This window comes from Alteromonas sp. 1_MG-2023 (genome assembly GCF_030547075.1).
GTDB lineage: Bacteria > Pseudomonadota > Gammaproteobacteria > Enterobacterales > Alteromonadaceae > Alteromonas.
Window position 1 is genome coordinate 143594 of record NZ_JAUOQH010000004.1, and the last position, 16550, is coordinate 160143.

At 45.7% G+C, this 16550-nt stretch carries 12 protein-coding genes and 1 riboswitch; of the genes, 2 read left to right on the forward strand and 10 right to left on the reverse strand.

Annotated features, from left to right (window positions below; genetic code table 11):
- Positions 1-202: 202 nt before the first annotated feature.
- Entirely contained in the window at positions 203-1597 is a 1395-nt protein-coding gene (locus Q4561_RS05755; protein ID WP_303458268.1) for a YcjX family protein, read from the forward strand.
- A complete protein-coding gene (locus tag Q4561_RS05760) occupies positions 1590-2564 on the forward strand; it encodes a YcjF family protein (RefSeq protein ID WP_303458269.1) in 975 nt (324 codons plus the stop codon). Before Q4561_RS05755 ends, Q4561_RS05760 begins: the two co-directional genes overlap by 8 nt.
- A 207-nt stretch (positions 2565-2771) precedes the next feature.
- On the opposite strand, the gene Q4561_RS05765 is transcribed toward Q4561_RS05760, so the two are convergent.
- The 10 genes from Q4561_RS05765 to Q4561_RS05810 form a co-directional block, all read right to left on the reverse strand.
- Positions 2772-3998, reverse strand: a complete 1227-nt coding sequence (locus Q4561_RS05765; RefSeq protein ID WP_303458270.1) for a threonine/serine exporter ThrE family protein — start codon at positions 3996-3998, stop codon at positions 2772-2774.
- Between the two features lie 238 nt (positions 3999-4236).
- A complete protein-coding gene (locus tag Q4561_RS05770) occupies positions 4237-5343 on the reverse strand; it encodes a YHYH protein (RefSeq protein ID WP_303458272.1) in 1107 nt (368 codons plus the stop codon).
- A gap of 205 nt (positions 5344-5548) precedes the next feature.
- Complete coding sequence (gene thiH, locus Q4561_RS05775; RefSeq protein ID WP_303458273.1) at positions 5549-6673, reverse strand: 2-iminoacetate synthase ThiH; 1125 nt, start codon at positions 6671-6673, stop codon at positions 5549-5551.
- A 7-nt stretch (positions 6674-6680) separates the two neighbouring features.
- Positions 6681-7448: a thiazole synthase gene (locus tag Q4561_RS05780; protein ID WP_303458275.1), complete on the reverse strand. Its 768-nt coding sequence runs from the start codon at positions 7446-7448 to the stop codon at positions 6681-6683.
- On the reverse strand, positions 7449-7682 hold the full coding sequence (gene thiS / locus Q4561_RS05785; RefSeq protein ID WP_303458276.1) for a sulfur carrier protein ThiS: 234 nt from the start codon (positions 7680-7682) through the stop codon (positions 7449-7451).
- Positions 7670-8494 (reverse strand): HesA/MoeB/ThiF family protein, encoded by an 825-nt coding sequence (locus Q4561_RS05790; protein ID WP_303458277.1) that lies wholly within the window; start codon positions 8492-8494, stop codon positions 7670-7672. Before Q4561_RS05790 ends, thiS begins: the two co-directional genes overlap by 13 nt.
- Positions 8487-10127 carry a thiamine phosphate synthase gene (gene thiE, locus Q4561_RS05795; protein WP_303458278.1) on the reverse strand — a complete coding sequence of 547 codons (1641 nt, stop codon included), beginning with the start codon at positions 10125-10127 and terminating at the stop codon, positions 8487-8489. Before thiE ends, Q4561_RS05790 begins: the two co-directional genes overlap by 8 nt.
- A complete protein-coding gene (thiC, locus tag Q4561_RS05800) occupies positions 10124-12040 on the reverse strand; it encodes a phosphomethylpyrimidine synthase ThiC (protein ID WP_303458280.1) in 1917 nt (638 codons plus the stop codon). Before thiC ends, thiE begins: the two co-directional genes overlap by 4 nt.
- A 157-nt stretch (positions 12041-12197) precedes the next feature.
- Positions 12198-12311: riboswitch (TPP riboswitch) on the reverse strand.
- Positions 12312-12743: 432 nt separating this feature from the next.
- Positions 12744-15059, reverse strand: coding sequence for a TonB-dependent receptor (locus Q4561_RS05805; protein ID WP_303458282.1), 2316 nt, complete (start codon positions 15057-15059; stop codon positions 12744-12746).
- 400 nt (positions 15060-15459) lie between these two features.
- Positions 15460-16461, reverse strand: a complete 1002-nt coding sequence (locus Q4561_RS05810) for a TIGR03842 family LLM class F420-dependent oxidoreductase (RefSeq protein ID WP_057794832.1) — start codon at positions 16459-16461, stop codon at positions 15460-15462.
- Between the last annotated feature and the right edge of the window lie 89 nt (positions 16462-16550).

Consider the following 16550-nt stretch of genomic DNA (forward strand, 5'->3'; position numbering starts at 1 on the left):
TACAAAGACTAAGCACAAGTACAAAGATTTTAATATGCATATAATCATATATGCCACCGCGCCATATATGGGTCAATATAGATTATGGCGAAATGGTGTAAGTTGTAACAAAACGTGCAATATACTTGTCTTACATCAAATAATGACCACATTATGTAAAGCAGCACATGCCTACGTGTGAATAAAAGGAAACGGGTTACCCATGCAAAACAGTTTGTCTTCTTTATTTGAAAAGGTGCGGTCAGCGGCGTCTGCGTCGGGGGAAACCTTATCTGATATTTTCAGTAAAGAAACCCATAGATTTACTATTACGGGCTTAAGTCGAAGCGGTAAATCTATGTTGTTTACCAGCTTAATGACCATGCTGAAAAGTCGTAGTGAAGATGGCTACGCCTGTCTACCGCTATTAAGGTACTTGCCACCGTCGCAAGTGGAGTTCATGCGAATTGAACCCATAGAGGGGTACAAACCTTTTCCTCTTGAAGAAAACATGGATGCACTGGCATCAGGTAACTGGCCTGCCGCTACAGAAGAAGCGTATGGATTTAAACTTATCGTGCGGTTAACACAAACCACCAGTATTAAGCGCCACGTGCTGCCCCATACGGATATTGTTTTTGAGTTTATCGACTACCCAGGGGAGTGGATAACCGATATCCCCATGTTGGGTAAAACCTATGCCCAGTGGTCTGATTCTGCATGGGCACAATTAAGCAGTGGGCCGCAGCAGCATTTTGCGAATGAGTGGAAGGCGGTAGTGAATGCCTTTGATTTCGAACAACCGCCCACGCCGGCCAGCATTAACGAACTTGTAAGTGCCTACCGACGTTATTTAGTGACTGCTAAACAAAACGGAATCTCCCTGCTACAACCTGGCAGTTTCTTACTAGATTCAAGTGATTTTGACTGGCAGCAACTCGGTTTTGCACCGTTACCATCAAGCATCACCAGCGATGTATCTCACCCTTGGTACAAAGCATTTGAAAGCCACTTTTCAGCGTTTCAAAAAGACTGGTTAACGCCGTTAAAGCAGTCTGTATTTCGGGAAACGGATAAACAAATTATCTTGGTGGACTTGTTTGAAGGCTTAAATCACAGCCGCCAGCATTTGTATCAATTAAAAGAAACACTCAGTCATCTAGCTGACACTTTTGTGTATGGCCAAGCGGGTTGGTTTACACGCAATGTAATGCGCAAAGAGGCAATTGGTAAAGTCGCTTTTGTAGCCACTAAAGCCGACTTAATTCCGGTATCTGAACGTGAAAACTTGTTATCGTTATTAAGACATGTCACCGAAGGCGCCCGAGCTCGGTTTGTTGATAAACCCATTCAGTTTGAGCATTTTTTAGTATCAGCAATCCAAGTGACTGATGAAGGCAGTACGCCAAACGCATTACGCTATCAAGATACTGAAAATGGCTATGTTGAAGCTATGTTTGAGCCCGTTCCCGCTTCACTTAAAGCCATGGAAGCAGATGCACACTTTCCTGTATTGAACACCCAAGTGCCGCAAGACTATATGGCACGAATATTATCCGGCAGAGGATTGGACAGATTACTCCAATTCTTACTGGCCGAAGGAGTTTCCAATGAATAAGCAAGGCTCGATGAGCGAACAAAGCTCGGTCGATGAACAAAGCTCGATGTATAAAGATATCGAGAAACCAACAAGTACAGCTGCGCCAGCCTATCGGGCCAAAGTGGTACAGCAGCGTCTTGATATTACGCCGCCAGATACTAAAATGCCGGCAAAAACGGATACTGCTGAATGGCAAATGGACAGTGCCAAAGCGCGTATTTCTACCGGAGGGCTTACCCTAGGGTTCGGTGTGTTGTCCATTATTGGCTTCTTTGTATTTGATGCCTACACCACCCTGACGGCCAGTGCAGCCGAGCATCCTATAGCCAGCACAGTATTGGCAGTGTTCTTAAGCGGTTTTGTTGCGTGTTTTAGTTATTTAAGCTTTCGAGAATGGCGTGGCTATAAGCAAATCAATAAGGCCATTGATGATGGGCAAAGTATCGCCTCGCTAACTGGCGAAGATAGTGTTGATACCGTAGATAAAGTACTTAACCGTCATGGTAGTCGTTTTACGTCATCGTCATACGCTGCACATTGTTTTAGCACCTACCAAAAGCAGCTGAATGATGACATGACAGCTAAAGAGCGCTTGGGGCTTTATCAAGATACCGTGCTTAATGCAGTGCAGCAAAAAGCCCAAAAAGTATTAAACAAAGAATCAGTTACGGCTGGAAGTTTGGCATTTATTAGCCCAAATAATCTAATTCAAACCTTTGCTGTGATGTGGATAAGTTTTCGTACCATAAGGCGTATGGCGAAAATTTATGGCCTTCGACCTGGCACGATAGGTAATTGGAAACTTTTGGGCGTACTTGCCCAAAATATTGCCGCGCAGGGGGTATTTGATTTGGCCACCGATGAAGTTGCCAATCAAATTGGTGGTTCATTAAGTGCTAAATTTATGGAAAATTCTGCTGAAGCCGTTGCCGCAGGGGCGCTTAATGTGCGTTTAGGAAAGGCATTAATGAAGCTATTAAAATGAAGCTATTGAAAAAAGATAAATAACAGCGTTATTAATAACGCTGTTATTCTTATCCGAGTTTTCTAAGTGTATGAATACGAATTGAAATTTGGTCAACTGTGCCCAGCTCTATTTCTCAGCTCTAATTTTTAGTACTAATTTTCTGTGCTAATACCCCGTACCGATACCCAATACCGATACTCAGCTTCAATGCTCTGTTGCAATATACTACAGCGCTTTTTTAGTTGGCATGACCACGTTGGCGAAAATAAGCCCTGCTACTAGCGACATAAAAATCAAGAATACTTCTTGGCCTAAATGATCGGCTTGTACAAAGTCTTGGCCTGAAATAAATGAGTTCAACCCAATATAGGTTTTAGACCCCGGCACTAATACGATTAGCCCGTGCATAGCCACAATGGTAGCAGGCTGATTTGCAATACGGGTGAACGCATTGGCAAAAAGCCCTAGCGCGAAGGCACCTACGAAAGCCCCCAAACCTTGGCTCATGTAATCAGAGCTCCACGCTGTTGCACTGTAGGCGATAAAGGCCGCCGCCATTGCCCACGGAATATGCTTAACCCGGGTGCGAAATATAGCCACTAGCGCTAAACATAATAAAAATACCGATAACCACGTTGCCCAATAAGGTAAAGACTCAGCCGGTTGATACACGTTTTCACCAAACAAGCTAAAGCCTGCCGACACCCCTAAAAAAGCACCGAAATAAAGCTTAAATAACTGCATTACCGCGTCCATGGTGCGGGCCGTGCCCGATACCATATTGCGTGACGAAAGTTCGGCAAGCCCCATGGTAAGCGCAAGCCCAGGAACAAATACAATCACCGAGGAAAGTACAATAAGTGGAATGTTAATACCCGGGTCGATATAAGTACCGATTGCACAAGTTAACAAAGCGGCAATAAAGGCGGTGGCGGGTTCAAGCATTAAGTTAACCCGCTTAGAACGCTGGGACCACAACGTCCATACATAGGCAAGTAGCCCTAACAACCCTGACCAACCAATTTCAGCCCAGCTTGCTCCCATTAGCATGGCAAAGGCACTGGTAGCCATACCGTAAGCGCCACCAGTGAGCCACTTTCCATAAGGGCTACCCATAGCGTCTATTTCGTCTAAGCGCTTATCTGCCTCGGCAAGCGTTAAATCACCACAAAGTAATGAACCTGCTAGTTCATCAGTAAGCGATAATGCGTTCATATCTAAATCGCCTGGCAGTAGGCGAGATGCATGGTTGTATTCGTCTTCGTGTCTGTCACTCCAAATAACAAAAGTTAATGAAGTTGGAGTAGAAATAAATGAAGCGTGTACGCCCAAGTAGCTGGCAACTTCTAACAAGTAAGCTTCTAGTCGAAAAGCAGGCGTGCCGTATTTATGTAGCATTTTGCCAAGCTTAACAATAAATCTCCGAATTTGAATAAATTCTACTGTGTCCAACGACTTGTCCTACTTTGGAAATATACTTTAAAAATCTAAGGAAGCATTAACCGCAAAGTGCGGCTGCGCGATACGCCAAGTCTGTAATTTAATGTATAGACCAGCTTGGCTAAAATTTGCGCGGATTGTAGAGGCAAAATTGGTATAACGCAAAAAACATTTATTAAATTTTCACGTTAGAAAAACTAATGCATTTTTCCTGTTAAGAAGTGTCCTCTGGTGGGCGCTTTCTCTGACGCTACTCACTTGGAGGCTGCTCTCGTAAAGGATCGCCCCCGGGAGGGCCTTTTTGGGCATCGCACTGCATACTATCACCTTGAATAGTGCAACCTTGAGGTGCGCTGAAGCAGGCCAAAATTTGGTTACTTCCAGCGTCTCCTGCGTGGTAGTGGTAACCAATTCCTTCTTGTCCATCACCTCCGCTACCATCGATAGCATGCCCGCCACAGTCGTCAAGATCATCAGGCACTTGTCCATCAGGGTGTTTGCGTTCAAAAATAGCAAAACCGTCTAGCGCCACACCCAACATTCTTCCGTGAGTAGAGATTGCAGTATCAATTGACGAGCACTCGGTCATTGCATGGTAGTGATAGCCCACATGCGGGTTCACGTGACCGCCACAGTCATCAAAGGGGGCAAGGGTATAGGCGCCTAATATGGCATCAACTGGCGCGGGGGCATCCATCTTTATACCGTTGAAAGCAAGGCCTACGCCACCGTGAGGGTCGAATTGGGTAATTCGTGAGGCTTTTTCAGGGTAAGCGGGAATGAGGTACTTTTGTGGTTCAACACCTTCTGCGTATTCAGGTTGGCATTCAACGCAGTAGTTCTGATATTTTGGGTCGACATCGGGGCGCGCAGCAGCAAGGCAAGCATCTTTGCTATCGGTCACTTTAACTTCGCCAGTTTCAGGGTTAAATAGCTGCCAATTGTCATCACTATAGAAGGTGGCTAGGTTTTCAATAAAGTTACCATCTGCATCGTATACTTCGTTATCATTTAACCAAATACCTGCGTCTTCAGCGGTATCGCTAATATTACGTGGGCACCACGGGCCTTTGTCGTGGCCAATATCAACACCGCTATTTTCGGGCATAGTAACGATATAACAGCGAGTTTCGGTTCCATCGCTTAATGTGCAATCTACCAGGCTGTCGCTTATCGTAACGTCATCAGTAAAGTATTCGGTAATGGTTGGGAGCGAAGCGGCTGTACTTTGTTTTTCTGCTCCATTTTGGGCATGATCATGGGATTTTGAATTGGAATGATCGCCGCAGGCGGTGAGTGTACCAAGGGTTAATACCCCCGCGACCAACGCTAATCTTCTTACATTGATATTCTTCATTGCCATCCTTCACCCACTGTTAAAACAAAGCTGCTTAGTAATAGTAGCTTACCGAGGGCTTTTTGGATTAAAACTTAGAAACAATGAGTATGCCTAAAGTATGGCTAAAGAATGCTTATCTCCCATTATTAGAAAATGTCATAACCATAATTAACGACTAAAAATAAGTATAACCGCGCCTTTAAAAAAGAGAATTACAAAATGGCTAGCTAAAAGCCATCCAATCTTTCCATACAGGCTCCAGCCCTTTCGCTTCAATAGCCGCGGCTACCGCATTTACAGGGCGGATGTCGTCTATATCAAACTGGTTTAGCGCTTCTGAAGGCGCACTATAACCGCCTGGTTGAGTTTGTGACCCTGCCGACATAGTAGTAATGCCTAATGGCAACGCACCATCGCGAAATCGCGCCGACTCACGGGTAGAGAGTGATAATTCGGCTTGTGGGTTAAACAAGCGGTGAGCGCAAATCAGTTGCAATAATTGGGTTTCGTTAGGAAACTGCTGGGTGAGTAAATTAGCTGAATCGTTGGTGTTGCCTTCGCACTGTCGTAATCGCGGGAAAGAAATGGCCACTCGGCTTCGCCAGTAATGCTGCTGAATAAGCTGACCGTGCAGGGCGGTCATCACACTATCGGTACGCCAATCACCTAAGCCCAATAAGGCACCAATGCCTATTTTATCGATACCTGCTGCGCCAATACGATCGCTGGCCTGTAAACGCCATAAGAAATCCTGCTTTTTGCCTCGGGTATGGTATCGCGCGTATTCTTGAGGGTTATAGGTTTCTTGGTAAACCAGCACTGCGTCCACCCCTAACAACTTTAAGGTTTCATAGTCTTTTTGTGGCAACGGCTGCACTTCCATCATGACATTGCTCACTTTGGCCCTTATTGCCGGCAGAATTTCACTAAAATAAGGCATGCCCACCTTTTTCTCGTGTTCTCCTGTTACCAGCAATACTTGTGAAAACCCCATGTCTGTAATGGCGTCTATCTCGCTTTCTATTTGGCTTAAATTCAACACGGTGCGCTTTATTTTGTTACTCATAGTGAAGCCGCAGTATGTGCATTCGTTCGCACACAAATTGGCAAGGTATAGCGGCACAAATAACCCCATAGTATTGCCAAATCGGGCGCGGGTTAGCATTTGTGATTGTGCAGCCATCTCTTCTATATAAGGTGTGGCAGCAGGTGAAATTAACGCCATGAAATCATCTAAGTTACGGCTGGTTTTACTTAACGCTAGCTCTACGTGCTTGTTGGTTTTACTTTGAATAGAAAGGGCGATATTCGATAAGTCTTGCGACATTAGTGTGCTTGCAATCCCCATGATTAAATTACTCCTGCACCAAAAACTGGGTTAACGGGCTAGAAGGTTGTGCATCTTGCTGTGTGTTGGGCATGCCCGCTTCATAGGCATTGCGGCCTATCTCAACGGCTTTAGAAAAAGCGCTCGCCATGGCAACAGGGTTAGCCGCGGTAGCAATAGCCGTATTTACCAACACGGCATCTGCACCCATTTCCATAGCCGCCATGGCTTCGCTGGGTTTACCAATACCCGCATCAACAATAACGGGCACATTGGCTTGTTCAATAATAATGCGTAAAAAAAGTGCCGTTTGTAAGCCTTGGTTGGTGCCAATAGGTGCGCCTAAAGGCATAACCGCCGCGCAGCCCACTTCTTCTAATCGCCGACAAAGTACAGGGTCGGCATGGCAATAAGGCAGCACATTGAACCCTTTTTTCACCAATACTTCGGCGGCACGTAGCGTTTCGATAGGATCAGGTAATAGGTGTTGCTGGTCGGGGTGAATCTCTAACTTTACCCAAGGCGAACCTAGTACTTCGTAGGCTAACTCAGCGGCAAAAATGGCTTCTTGCGCATTTTTGGCACCAGAGGTGTTCGGTAAAAGCGTCACGTTTAATTCCCTTAATAGCGCTAAGGAATTATCGTGCTCAACGTGCGCAGAAAGCCGCTTCATGGCTAAGGTTACCATGGTGCTTTTGGCACTTTTTACGCTGCGTTTCATTATGCTTGGCGAGCTAAATTTACCTGTGCCCATTAATAAACGAGATGAAAATTTTTGATTAGCTAAGGTAAGCATTTACCCTCCTGCTACAAGCGTGAAAACATCAAGCTTGTCGTTGTGTTGTAAAGAGCTGTTTGCCCAAAGTGGCTTGGCTAAAATACTGCCGTTTTTAGCCACAGCCATACCGTTTTGGATCATGTCTTGGCTTATGTCTTGAATTAACCCTTGGGTTGTTAGAAAAGCTAACACCGACGTATTTGGTGCACAGGTCACCTGTGTGCCATTTATTGAAATACTTATTTGTGACATTGGCATACCTCGCAGTGCTTGTAGGCTGGAAGTGAGAATGACTGAAACTGCGCGGTGGCCGCATTCATAATGTAGTATTTGCCCCATGTGTTTTGGGTCTCAGAGTTGGCCTTAGGCTCGGCGCTAGGGTTTGCCTCAGGGTTTACCCCAGACTCGACGTTAGTGCTTGCCAAATATAGCAGCGCTTGAGTAGCTTGGAAGCACGCGGCCATACCTACCACAGGGCCTAAAATACCTTGGCTCATACAATCTTCTTGTACTGTGGTTTGTGCTAATAGACATGCATAACAACCACTATCTGACCCATTGCAACGCAGGTTTATCGCTTGCCAGCTGTACTGGCTGGCGGCGGCAATAAAAAGTGCAGTGCGCTGGTTAACGCAAGCGGCATTAATGGCTTTTCGGGTAGTGATGTTGTCGCTGCAATCAAGCACACAATGGGCGCCGGATATCAGCGAGGGTAAGTTACTGCTATTTGCCTGATTCTCAGCCAATTCAATTTGGGTGTAGGGGTTTACAAGGCGCAATTGGGCATAGCTAGCTTGGGTTTTGTGCTGGCCAATATGGTCTTGGTTGAACAGCACTTGCCGATGAATATTACTCTTTTCAACAGTGTCGCTATCTACCAGTAATACCTTGCCAATACCTGCACCCACCAAGTAACGTGCAACCAAGGAGCCTAAGCCACCTAGCCCGATGACAACTGCATAAGCTTGTTTAATATTGGCTTGCCCCGTTTCGTCAATATCATCTAGCAGTAACTGGCGACTGTAACGGCTGATGTCGTCGCTAGATAAATCCACATTATTCATAGCTAAGCCCGTGTTGAACCGAAGTGCTAGGCTCGTCAATGGCCGCGTTAATACTGTCGTCAATGGTTGAGTCACTAACGTTATCTATGGCTTCGGCATCATTCATCTGTCGCAACAGATCGTGAAATGCTGCAGCGGGGTCGTCTGCTTGCGTAACGGCACGCACAACAGCAATACCCGATACGCCAGTACCGGCTACCGTGTTAATTCGTGACAAATTAATACCGCCTATGGCCACCGTAGGAATATCTGCACAAAGACGAACGTAACGTGATAGGCGGTCGAGCCCTTGAGGTTTCGACGGCATGTCTTTCGTGGTGGTTGGAAATATATGGCCAAGTGCAATGTAAGAGGGGTTTAGCCATTTAATGCGCTGAAGCTCACAGTAACCATGGGTAGAAACACCTAACCTAAGCCCTGCACGGGAGATGGCTTCTAAATTCGCCGTTTCGAGATCTTCCTGCCCTAAATGTACGCCGTAGGCACCATGCTCAATGGCTAACGCCCAGTCATCATTGATAAATAACTGGCAGGGCGTGTCCTTTACAATCTCTACAGCCCTAGCAATTTGTATGGACTTGTCTTCCTGAGAGCCAAATTTTATTCTCAATTGAATAATTGCAGCGCCTGCTTTTACCAGAATCTCCAATTGCGATACGTCGCTCACCACAGGGTATATCCCTAACGATGTGTCGGTTAATCTGGGAAAGTGCATAGGGGTTTGATGCCGAATAGGGTCGTTATCGCCATAGCGAACGGACGGGTAGTGTACTGGTGTTAAAGGAAAGCCAACTAATCCTGCACAATGTATATGGTCGGCAGAACAAACAGAATTGCTTGAAAATACTGACGCGTTACGCACTTTATGTAGATATGCATTAGCCAGCGTTAGCCCATCTTGAATATCATAATCGCTTGCCACAAATCCTGCTAAGGCACTAGCAAACATGCAACCAGTGCCTCTAAGGTTCCCCATGTTATCTCGGGGTTGTTGAAAAATTCGAATCGCCTGCGTAGATACAAAAGTATCCGTCGCTGTACTTTGCCAATGTGCATGGCCGCCTTTAACGTAAACAGCCTTTGCGCCACGGGCAATAAGTGCCTGTGCCGCGGCTAATAGTGACTTTTCACAATTTACAGGCCTGCCGGTTATCTGTGCTAACTCTTTCACGTTAGGGGTAACAATATCCACCGCCGCAATAAGCGCATCAATATTCTGTTGGCTGAGTTCACTTAATACACCTCCTGAAGAACTCACCAATACAGGGTCCCAAACAATAAAACAGCCCGTGTTTTTGTACTGCTTTATTTTTGCCATATGCTCACACAAGAACAGGGCTTGAGCAGAGTTTGCAATTGCGCCAATTTTTATTGCCTTGGGTGGAAGGTCGCTTTCTAGCGCTTGCCATTGCTCACTTAACGTATCGATACTCAGCGCTGTTGCGCTTCGCATTATCGAATGTGATTGGTTTGCAACTTGTGTGGTTAATACGCATGCATGCACACTGATATCGGCAAGGGTAATGGCGTCGCGGGTTATACCCGCGCCTCCACTTGTATCTATGCCACCAATAGCCCATACAACGGGCTCTAAGTGAGCTCGAACAGTGCCTTTTATTGAAGCGTCGTTCACGGCAGTTGCACCTTGGTATCGGCACCGTGATATAGCGCAGCGCCAGAATTATTAAAGGCGGTAGCCATGTCTTGCATGCCTTTTTCCTGATTGGCTTTGGCTACATCTCGCACTTCTTGTGAAATTTTCATAGAGCAAAATTTGGGGCCACACATAGAACAAAAATGGGCTACTTTACCTGACGCTTTCGGTAGGGTTTCATCGTGATAGGCGCGGGCAGTATGAGGGTCTAGCGCTAAGTTGAATTGGTCTTCCCAACGAAACTCAAAGCGGGCTTTAGACATGGCGTTATCGCGAATTTGCGCACCTGGGTGGCCCTTGGCTAAGTCGGCCGCATGTGCCGCAATCTTGTAGGTAATTAGCCCCTGCTTTACATCTTCTTTGTTAGGTAAGCCCAAATGTTCTTTAGGGGTAACGTAACAAAGCATGGCGCAGCCATACCAACCAATCATGGCGGCACCAATGCCGGAGGTAAAGTGGTCGTAGCCCGGGGCAATATCGGTAGTAAGTGGGCCTAGTGTGTAAAAAGGCGCTTCATGACAATGGGTTAACTGCTCTTCCATATTGGCTTTAATCATGTGCATTGGCACATGCCCTGGGCCTTCAATCATAACTTGAACATCATATTCCCACGCTATTTTAGTTAGCTCACCAAGGGTACGAAGTTCAGAGAACTGGGCTTCATCGTTTGCATCGGCCACGCTGCCTGGGCGTAATCCGTCGCCCAATGAAAGCGACACATCATAAGCGGCGCAAATTTCACAAATATCGCGGAATCGTTCGTACAAAAAGCTCTGCTTGTGATGGCTTAAACACCACTTGGCCATAATAGAGCCGCCACGGGACACAATGCCCGTTACTCGGTTTGCGGTAAGTGGCACGTATTCAAGTAATACGCCTGCGTGAATGGTGAAGTAATCTACCCCTTGTTCGGCCTGTTCAATAAGGGTGTCTTTAAACAATTCCCACGTAAGGTCTTCGGCTACGCCATTTACTTTCTCAAGGGCTTGGTAAATGGGCACAGTACCTAAGGGGATAGGGCTGTTGCGAAGCAGCCATTCGCGGGTTTCGTGAATGTTGCGGCCGGTGGATAAATCCATAATGGTATCGGCGCCCCAACGTGTAGACCACACCAGCTTTTCCACTTCCTCTTCAATAGACGAGGTTACTGCTGAGTTACCAATGTTGGCGTTAATCTTCACCAAAAAGTTGCGGCCAATAATCATGGGTTCTAGTTCAGGGTGGTTTATATTCGCAGGAATAATAGCGCGACCTGCTGCCACTTCTTGGCGAACAAACTCAGGGGTAATGTTCGAAGGCAGGTTGGCGCCGAAGTGTTCACCTTTATGTTGCTGACTTAGCGGGCTGTCTTTTAATGCGTCTTTTTTTGATGAATCACGCCCCATGTTTTCGCGAATAGCAATGTATTCCATTTCGGGCGTAATAATACCTTGGCGAGCGTAATGCAGCTGTGTCACGTTTTTACCTTCAAGGGCTTTACGTGGTTTTAGCGTTCGGGTGAAGCGAAAATCTTCGGTGACAATATCTTGCTCACGCTGTTTCGCAAAGCGTGACGATACGCCTTCAAGTTCGTACGTATTTTCACGGGCTTTAATCCAGTTGCCTCGTAGCGGCGCTAACCCTTTTTGCACGTCAATGGTGACGTCTGGGTCGCCGTAAGGGCCGGACGTATCGTAAACCCCAATGGGTGGGTTACTTTCAAATATGGGGTTTTCTTCGGTGCCGCCTATTAAGCTGTCGTGCTGATGAATCAGTCGCATGGCAACGTTAATATCGTCGCGGCTGCCTGTCTCGCCTTTTTCATAATGGCGAGTAGAATTAGGGTAGGCTTCACCAGCCAATTGATTAATAAAGTTTTGCGCCTGTTGGCGCTGTTCGCGTCGAGTCGACATAGCATTTTCGCCTGTTAGTTTAGGTTATAAAATGCTTGTCAGGAGTGGAGGAGAGAATACAAAGGGCGCAAAAGCATGACCGGTACTACAGGCAAAATCCCGCAGGATAAATTCTTGCCATACTACATGGTTTAACTTCTACAATTTACGACTTACCACTTTGTACTTTATTGTTCCCTTCGCAGGTATTAGCCTGATCAGGTTCAACGGATCCCGCTTTCGCGGTCTCAGCTCACTGGGTTAATTCAGTTGAGCACTCCGACAAGTAACTATATTCAGTATAAAGCGAAAGAAAATGAAATTTCAAGCCTTGGTTGGTTCGAGGGTTAGTGCGTTCACCTTAGAAATACGGCGTGAACCCATCCATGGGGCCTCTGCTGGCAGCATCCATGCTGCAGAAGATTTCTAAGGTGAACGCACCAACCCTCTTGTTCAAGGTGTAATTTGGTGGGGATTGGTGAGGAAAGCCTCTCTACAGCATCCATGCTGTAGATGGTTTCTGAGGAACACACCCTCCCACTCTAGCAAACCTTGAAGTTTTAGAGAGGGTGAGAGGTGTAGGGCCTCTGCTGGCAGCATCCATACTGGAGAAGATTTCTAAGGTGAGCTCGCTCTCGCTTGCTCAAGTTAAACATACCGGAATAGATACAAAAAAGGCTCCTTATTTGTTTAATAAGGAGCCTTTGTTAAGCGTAAATCATGATTAGAAATTACGTCTAACGGTTACGCCATAAGTGCGTGGTTTCGCATAAGAGATTTGCGATGTACCGTAGAAGCCTGATACGTCGAAACCAATTAATTCGTGATCTGAATCAGTAAGGTTATCTACGTAAGCGGCTACGCTCCATAAATCTTCTTTGTCAGTCCAAGTAATGCGTGCATCAGCTTTGAAGTGGCTTTCGATAGTATGCGCAGTAAAGTTTCTTGCGTTGTGGAAAGACTCTGATTGGTATGAACCGCTAATAAGCGCTGCAACACTGCCGCTGTCTATATCCCATGTGTAGCGCACTAAACCCGATGATTGCCACTCAGGTGTGTAAGGTGGTGTAGTGTCTACAAATACGCCTGACGCCACTTCTAAATCTTCTACTACGGCATCGGTGTAAGACACGCCGAACATGATGTCTAATGCATCAATAGGGTTTAGCAATAGCTCAACTTCAGCGCCGGTAAATTGAGCGTCTTCATTGAAAACTACACCAGCATTGTTTACCCACGAGAACGACTGATAATCAGAATAATCATAGTAGAAAATACTACTGTTTAACTGTGCTTTGCCGTCCATTAGGGTTAGCTTCGCACCTGCTTCATAGGCAAGAAGTACTTCGGCGTCGTAGGTGCTAAAACTGCCGCCTAAAGGCGCGTTGAAGTTACCTGCTTTTACGCCTCGGTTGATACCTGCGTACAATAGGGTGTCTGAGTTTGGTTTATAGTCTAACTGTAGCTTTGCAGACCACATGGTTTCATCGTTATCCATGGCTACATCTACCAATGGTTCAAGGCTGTAATCTACTTCAATATCACGGTCTACAAGGTTTGCGTTTTGGCGCAATTGACCGTCCATCGATTTATTTTCACGTACTAAACGTAAACCCGATACCAATACTAATTCTTCAGTTAAATCGTAATCGATTTGCCCAAACACAGAGTAGGAATCGGTATCAATAGTCGCTAATGTGTTTTGCTCTTCACCGGCTAAATAACCACCTGTTGGGCTCGCTGCTAGGCCTTGTAGGTAATCAGTTTCAATGCTTAAGTAATAAAACCCCGCTACCCATTTACTGTTTGTGGTATTGCCACTAATGCGCAACTCTTCACTGAACTGGGTGATGTCGCCGTCTGATTGAAAAATGAGTTCTGGGGAGGCGGTTTGGTCTGAATCTAGGCCAATAACGCGAGTAAAGTTTTTCCAGTCAGTTACTGAGGTAAAAGTGAAGTCGTCAAAGTCATAGTCGTAAGTTGCCGCTAGGCCGCGAGACTTAATTTTGTTTTGATCTTCAAAGGCGAAATCTTTATTTACCTTTTCGCCGCTACCATCAGGGTCGATGTTACCGTTAAAGTCACCGCCTTGAACTGGGCGCAGCGGATCGCCGTTAAAGTTTCCATCAACACAAGCACCAGCTTGAATGGTGTCACAACCTAGTGGATCGTCAGCGGCGTAGATAACATCAATAACGTTGCCAGCTGCGTCTTTTACTTCTGTGGTGTTAACGACCTGATAAGGTCCTTCACTTTTTGTGGTATCGGCCCAGTTTGCGCTAACTAATAGGTTTGAATTAGCGTTTAAATCGAAGTTTAACTGTGCACGGAATGCTTTGGTGTCGTCGTTATAACCGTCTTCACCGCCGCCAATGGTCCCTGCACGGGTATCGGGCGCCGCTTCATCTTCGTACACGTTCTCTAAGATGTTACCCATATGGTTCGCCATCACTGAGATACGGCCAGATACCTTGTCGCTTAGTGCCCCGGATACCGCACCTTCAAAGCGCTTTTGCTCGAAGCTAGCGAAGGTGAGTTCCGCGTAGCCTTCCATTTCTTCGGTTGGTTTCGCTGTAATGGTATTTACCATACCGCCAGTGGCGTTACGGCCAAAAAGGGTGCCCTGAGGGCCTTTTAATATTTCAACACGGGCGATATCGAATAAACCAAATGTTTGCGCTTGTGTACTGGCTAAGTATCCGCCATCTACATATACCGCAACCGGTGCTTCAGCAATATCGGCGTAATCGTTTTGTACAACACCACGAATGTTAAAGATGGCACGTTGACCACCAATATCACCGGCAAGGGATACACCTGGCGTAAATGCAATGAGGTCGGTACTGCTTTCAAAACCTAGTGACTCCATTTGCTCGCCACTGAATGCTGTTACCGCAATACTTACGTCGTTTATGTACTGCTCACGTTTTTGCGAAGTAACGGTAATTTTCTCAAGTACCACCGAATCTGCTGCTGCAGTGTATGAAGACTGAAGTGCTAATCCTATTGCTAAGGCGCAAAGCGTCTGTTTCGATTTCATCATGTGTTCCCTTCTTGTTGTTGTTACATCTACAAACTACATAGAAGTATTTTTTGTTTTTTTATTTGATTAACTTTTGTTCTAACGAAACTAAAGGGGTTTTACCAAGGGGTAAATATGCATGTGTCGAAGTCATGTTTCATGTTTATGAAACTAAGTGGTACTTACTTTCCTGTATTTACAATTCATTAACAATGTAAGTATTAAGTCGGGATAATCTAAATATTATGTAAATTACTGAAAAATATATTTATTATAATTTTCTTTTGACGCTAGAAGCGTGCGGTGGGGAAGGAGTTTGCGTTAAGGGTATAAGGAAAAGCGATAGCTTAGGGCGAAGTTTCAAGCAAATTAAATGACGATAATTTGCATGAAATTCGCCCCAATCGTTTAATCAAATTTAGCGGAAAGCAGGGATAACTTCTTTGCCGTAACGAGTGATAATATTTTCTTCATCACCGTTGTCTAAATAGATATTAAATTGCGTGGTTCCAGCGTTTTTAAGCGCCTGAATTTTAGTAATGTGATCTTCAGCTTCACCCAATACACAGAAGCTTTTTACGATGTCGTCAGTAATGAAGTCTAGGTAAGGGTTATCGCTTTGACCATGTTTCGAATAATCGTAGCCACGACGTTGTTCTATGTAATCGGTTAAGCTTTTTGGCACTAAGCCTGAGTCTGTACCGTACTTTTCAACAATGTCGGCTACGTGATTACCTACCATGGCAGGGAACCACTTAGTTTTTTCAATACAGGTTTCCATGTCACCAAAGTAAGCAGGTGCCGCAGCTTGAACTTTGAAGTTGCTCATGTCGCGCTCAACTTTGTTCCCTGCATCTTGGCACTGTTGGCCAAACCATTGCACTAAATCGGGGTCGCCAATTTGAAGAATAACGCCGTCGCCATGTTCACCAGCAACTGCTAGGGCTTTCGGACCATAAGCGCCTACCCAAACTGGCAGTTCATAACCTGTAGCCCACGGGAATTTAACCGGCTTTTCGCATTCGCCGTACATCACTTCTTCACCGCGCACCATGGCTTTCACTTTGTGAGTGAATTCGGTTAAACGCGCTAGGTTTGCAGGCTTTTTACCCATCACGCGCATAGAAGAATCGCCACGGCCTAAACCAATATCGAAACGACCATTACTTTGTAGTGCCAAGCTGGCGTACAAGCTTGCCGCTACCGACCAATCACGTACGTTAGGGTTGGTCACACACGGGCCAAAGCGCATTTTGGTGGTGTGCTCCATACACATGGCCATTGCCACGAATGACTCGCGCCATAAAATGTGCGAATCGTAAAACCAGCAATAATCGAAACCGGCTTCTTCAGCCATTTTTACTAACTTACGGGCACGATCTGGGCTAACGAAGCCTTTAAAAGTGATACCAAATTCCATGAGTTCTTCCTCTGCTTTTTCTATTTTGTTTAATGCGTGTCTTTGCTTAATTTATTTGGCAGCCAGTACCTAGCAGCTAACACCTAATA

Bases quoted from the DNA above. Each gene is read 5' to 3' on its own strand.
- Q4561_RS05755 (WP_303458268.1), top strand. From the start codon at position 203: ATGCAAAACAGTTTGTCTTCTTTATTTGAAAAGGTGCGGTCAGCGGCG.
- Q4561_RS05760 (WP_303458269.1), top strand. From the start codon at position 1,590: ATGAATAAGCAAGGCTCGATGAGCGAACAAAGCTCGGTCGATGAACAA.
- Q4561_RS05770 (WP_303458272.1), bottom strand. From the start codon at position 5,343: ATGAAGAATATCAATGTAAGAAGATTAGCGTTGGTCGCGGGGGTATTA.
- thiH (WP_303458273.1), bottom strand. From the start codon at position 6,673: ATGGGGATTGCAAGCACACTAATGTCGCAAGACTTATCGAATATCGCC.
- Q4561_RS05780 (WP_303458275.1), bottom strand. From the start codon at position 7,448: ATGCTTACCTTAGCTAATCAAAAATTTTCATCTCGTTTATTAATGGGC.
- thiS (WP_303458276.1), bottom strand. From the start codon at position 7,682: ATGTCACAAATAAGTATTTCAATAAATGGCACACAGGTGACCTGTGCA.
- Q4561_RS05790 (WP_303458277.1), bottom strand. From the start codon at position 8,494: ATGAATAATGTGGATTTATCTAGCGACGACATCAGCCGTTACAGTCGC.
- thiC (WP_303458280.1), bottom strand. From the start codon at position 12,040: ATGTCGACTCGACGCGAACAGCGCCAACAGGCGCAAAACTTTATTAAT.
- Q4561_RS05805 (WP_303458282.1), bottom strand. From the start codon at position 15,059: ATGAAATCGAAACAGACGCTTTGCGCCTTAGCAATAGGATTAGCACTT.
- Q4561_RS05810 (WP_057794832.1), bottom strand. From the start codon at position 16,461: ATGGAATTTGGTATCACTTTTAAAGGCTTCGTTAGCCCAGATCGTGCC.